This window comes from Mongoliibacter sp., assembly GCF_007692705.1.
In the GTDB taxonomy this organism is placed as follows: Bacteria; Bacteroidota; Bacteroidia; order Cytophagales; family Cyclobacteriaceae; genus Mongoliibacter.
The window spans coordinates 1-3,742 of record NZ_REBN01000025.1 but is presented as its reverse complement, the minus strand read 5'-3'; the positions used below and the strand labels follow the sequence as shown (position 1 = coordinate 3,742).

Below are 3,742 nucleotides of genomic sequence, written 5' to 3'. Positions count from 1 at the left end.
TGGTGACCGAATTTGTGAACAATGCGGAAAAGTTTATCCATTATGTTGAAAAAATGGATGATGATTTTTTGAGTCAATCATTTGTGAAAGAAGAATATGGAAGTTATCTACGAAATATAGAAGGTCAAATTGAGCATAGTTATTATCATTTGGGACAAGTTGTCCTGCTAAAAAAATTGTTGAAGTAAAGACATTAAATTTGATCAGCAGAAAACCAAAAGACCATTGATTAAAATCGATCCAAAAAACGGAAGCACTTCCATCTTGACCAGTAAACCTGAACGTATTACGAGCTATTCTTTTTCGAAAGATGGAAAAAAAATAGCCTATACAGGGGTCAATGATGAGGATTTAACAGAAGTATATACCAGCGATTATCCATTAAAAAAAGCCAAGCCCATTACCGAATTCACCAAACAGATTCAAGATTGGGCTGTAGCCAAAAGTGAGGTAATCTCTTGGGAAAGTGAAGACGGTGCCATGATAGAAGGGGTTCTCTATAAACCTGAAGATTATGATCCTAACAAAAAATACCCCTTGTTGGTCATCATTCATGGTGGGCCAACAGGCATCTCTACGCCGGGTGCAACACCTTCCTACGTGTATCCCATCATACAGTGGCTGAATAAGGGCGCCTTGGTATTGAGCCCCAATTATAGAGGATCGGCAGGATATGGAGAGGAATTCAGGTCATTGAATGTGGAAAATCTCGGGGTTGGGGATGCTTGGGATGTGCTTTCAGGAGTTGAGTATTTAGAGAAAAAGGGGATCATCGATGGTGACATGGTAGGTTCCATGGGTTGGAGTCAGGGAGGGTATATATCCGCATTTTTGACGACCAATTCCGATAAATTCAAGGCCATATCTGTAGGGGCCGGCATTTCAAACTGGATGACCTATTATGTAAGTACCGATATTCATCCTTTTACCAGGCAATACCTCAAGGCTACCCCTTGGTCAAATAAGGCCATTTATGAAAAGACCTCTCCAATGACCAATATCAACAATGCAACTACACCTACATTGATACAGCATGGTGAATTTGACAAAAGGGTGCCAACTGCCAACGCCTACGAACTTTTCCAGGGACTTCAAGATGTGGGTGTTGACACAAAACTTATCATTTATAAAGATTTTGGACATGGGATAAATAAACCGAAAGAGCGTTTGGCAGCTACCTGGCACAATTGGGAATGGTTTGCCAAATATATCTGGGGAGAAGAGGTTGAGTTGCCGGAATAGTGGGGATGGGGTTATTTGCCAATAGGAAGTCTTGCTGGGATGTCGGATGACCGATGTACAGTGCCTTTTAGTTGCGCAGAGATATAGGCCTGAATCACCCTTCTTTCTCCCTTGTATTAAAGTTACATCAAAGCTGAGTATATGTGACTTTTGGGATTAGGTTGGTTAACGTAAAAAGAATCACCTTCCTTGAATAGGAATGAGCCTCATAAAGCGAAAAACCCTTACTATCAGCAAGCAGGACAATTGGTAGGTTTTATTCAGCGAAATAAGAACTATAAGGATTCTCCCATCAAAAGAATGTCGTTTTTTCTACCTCCTCTATTTTATCTATTAAAAATGTCATTCTATTCCTGCTGCTGAACCTGTCCTGCTTCGGGAGGGAAAGAAGCTTGAGAATAAAATTTTTTCACTGGCAGAATAGCGTATATTCACATGATTATAATTTCTTTTCAATTGATATATGGAATCTCGCATGGTTTATAATCATCCCAGCGTGTGACATTTTTGTCATGCTCGATATCATGTGTTTTATTTAATCTTAAGCATGAAAAACTCCTCCCTCCCAATTTTACTTGCCTTGTTATTAGTAGTCTCTTGTGTAAGAGGAACAGATGAATCATATGAGGCAGAAATAGAAGAGATTGAAAAAAGCCTTACAACGGCTATTCAAATTGAAGGCGAACCGGTGCAATACACCTTGGCTGAAAGAATGGTCTATTACAAAGTCCCGGGATTAAGCATTGCAGTCATTAAAGATGGGAAAGTTAGATGGGCAAAAGGTTATGGCAAAGTAAGCAACTCTTCAGGTGAGGATGTTGAGGTCACTCCAAATACGCTTTTTCAGGCAGGATCCATCAGTAAGCCTGTAGCCGCACTATCCGTATTGAAACTTGTGGAAGAAGGAATGCTAGACTTAGATACAGATGTCAATACCTATTTGAAAAATTGGAAAGTACCGGAAAGCGAGTTCACAAAAATGGAAAAAGTTACCCTCAGACGGCTCCTATCCCATACTTCAGGGTTAACCGTGCACGGTTTTCCAGGCTATCGGCGGGGTGTTCCTATCCCTTCACTTATTGAAGTACTCAATGGGGAAGGAAATACACCTCCCGTAGTGGTGGATACTATCCCGGGGAGTATTTGGAGGTATTCAGGTGGAGGGTATACTTTGATGGAAAAAATAGTAGAAGACGTCAGTGGATTGGCTTTTGAGGAAGTAATGCATGACAAGGTCTTACAGCCTACCGGAATGAGCAAGAGCACCTATTATCAGCCCTTACCCATGAATTTGGAGGCATCTGCCAGCGCAGCTTACAACAGAAATGGTGAAGTGGTCAGTGGTTTTTGGAACAATTACCCTGAAAAAGCAGCTGCTGGATTGTGGACCACCCCTTCAGATTTAGCCAAATACTGTATTGAAGTACAGGATATCCTAGCCGGGAAAAAGGACGGGGTTTTATCCCAAGAAAGCATTCAACAGATGCTTACAAAAAACTTGAATAACTGGGGAATTGGGCCTTTACTTCAATGGGAGGCTGATTCTTTGATATTCCGACATGGTGGGAAAAATGAAGGATTTACCAATGAAATGATCGCATTTGCCTACAAAGGGGGTGGTGTCATCATCATGACAAATGCAGACAATGGTAGTCCTTTGATCAATGAAGTTCTCCAATCTATTTCAACTTACTATGCATGGGGAATCAATACACCTAGAATGATTGACTCTTATCCTACAGAGGCAGAACAATTAGAAAAGCTGGTAGGCATTTATAAATACAATGGAGAAGGAGGCCCTGTACCCAATGTTCAAGGTGAATTTCTAGTTGAGGTAATTCTAGAAGGTGGAAAGCTGAGAATGATTGATAGCTATGGCTATTTGAATTCGGTTCTTGCCCAAACAGGAGAAATGGAATTCATCAAATTGGATGAAGGTCAGGAAATCAAGTTCCTAAAATATGACAAAACCAATTCCTACGCATTTTTATATTACGATTTCTTTCAATTCGATAAGGTTGAATAGTCTTTATATTTCCTCAATTTCGGAAGAACCATGAGAGAGGTCACCATTTGTCCATTGCCAGGATTCTTTTAAGCGTAAATTTCCGCTTTCGGTAAAATAAGGAACAGAATGGCATTTTCCGGTTCGGATTTCTCCTTGTGTATTGACATGTTGGTAGACCATATCAATATGGCCTTTGGCATCTACCTTCCCCAGAATATAGCCCTTTTCAATTTCTCCACCGCTGTATTCAGCTGTCAAAAGGTAGCCGTCCTGTTGGTAGTGAAAAACTGTGGAGGAAGAAGATTCTCCGTTCGCAGTGTTTGTCACTGCTATGAATTTTTTACCGTGGTAGTTCATCCTTAACTATAGATTTTTACTTAAGATTCATATTTTTCAAAAGCCCAATTCCATCACCAAAAGGACCTGTAAAGCTATTCGGTTTTTCAGATTCAAAAAAACCTTAAAGTTAATTTCCAATTTAATAGTGGAAGG

General features: G+C 40.2%; 5 protein-coding genes. 3 read left to right on the top strand and 2 right to left on the bottom strand.

What is annotated here, in order from left to right:
* Both EA341_RS00365 and EA341_RS00360 read left to right on the top strand, forming a co-directional pair.
* Positions 1-188, top strand: a 188-nt coding sequence (locus EA341_RS00365) for a DUF1572 family protein (RefSeq protein WP_293010696.1), incomplete at its 5' end; no start/stop codon positions are given.
* 37 nt (positions 189-225) lie between these two features.
* A complete protein-coding gene (locus tag EA341_RS00360) occupies positions 226-1,242 on the top strand; it encodes a S9 family peptidase (protein WP_293010695.1) in 1,017 nt (338 codons plus the stop codon).
* Between the two features lie 342 nt (positions 1,243-1,584).
* On the opposite strand, the gene EA341_RS00355 is transcribed toward EA341_RS00360, so the two are convergent.
* Positions 1,585-1,719 (bottom strand): hypothetical protein, encoded by a 135-nt coding sequence (locus EA341_RS00355; protein WP_293010694.1) that lies wholly within the window; start codon positions 1,717-1,719, stop codon positions 1,585-1,587.
* Positions 1,720-1,789: 70 nt separating this feature from the next.
* Between EA341_RS00355 and EA341_RS00350 the strand changes: the two genes are divergently transcribed.
* A complete protein-coding gene (locus tag EA341_RS00350) occupies positions 1,790-3,268 on the top strand; it encodes a serine hydrolase (protein WP_293010693.1) in 1,479 nt (492 codons plus the stop codon).
* A gap of 3 nt (positions 3,269-3,271) precedes the next feature.
* Here EA341_RS00350 and EA341_RS00345 read toward each other — a convergent pair whose 3' ends face one another.
* Positions 3,272-3,607 (bottom strand): n-acetylglutamate synthase, encoded by a 336-nt coding sequence (locus EA341_RS00345; protein ID WP_293010692.1) that lies wholly within the window; start codon positions 3,605-3,607, stop codon positions 3,272-3,274.
* Between the last annotated feature and the right edge of the window lie 135 nt (positions 3,608-3,742).

Bases quoted from the DNA above. Each gene is read 5' to 3' on its own strand.
- EA341_RS00355 (WP_293010694.1), bottom strand. From the start codon at position 1,719: ATGCGAGATTCCATATATCAATTGAAAAGAAATTATAATCATGTGAAT.
- EA341_RS00350 (WP_293010693.1), top strand. From the start codon at position 1,790: ATGAAAAACTCCTCCCTCCCAATTTTACTTGCCTTGTTATTAGTAGTC.
- EA341_RS00345 (WP_293010692.1), bottom strand. From the start codon at position 3,607: ATGAACTACCACGGTAAAAAATTCATAGCAGTGACAAACACTGCGAAC.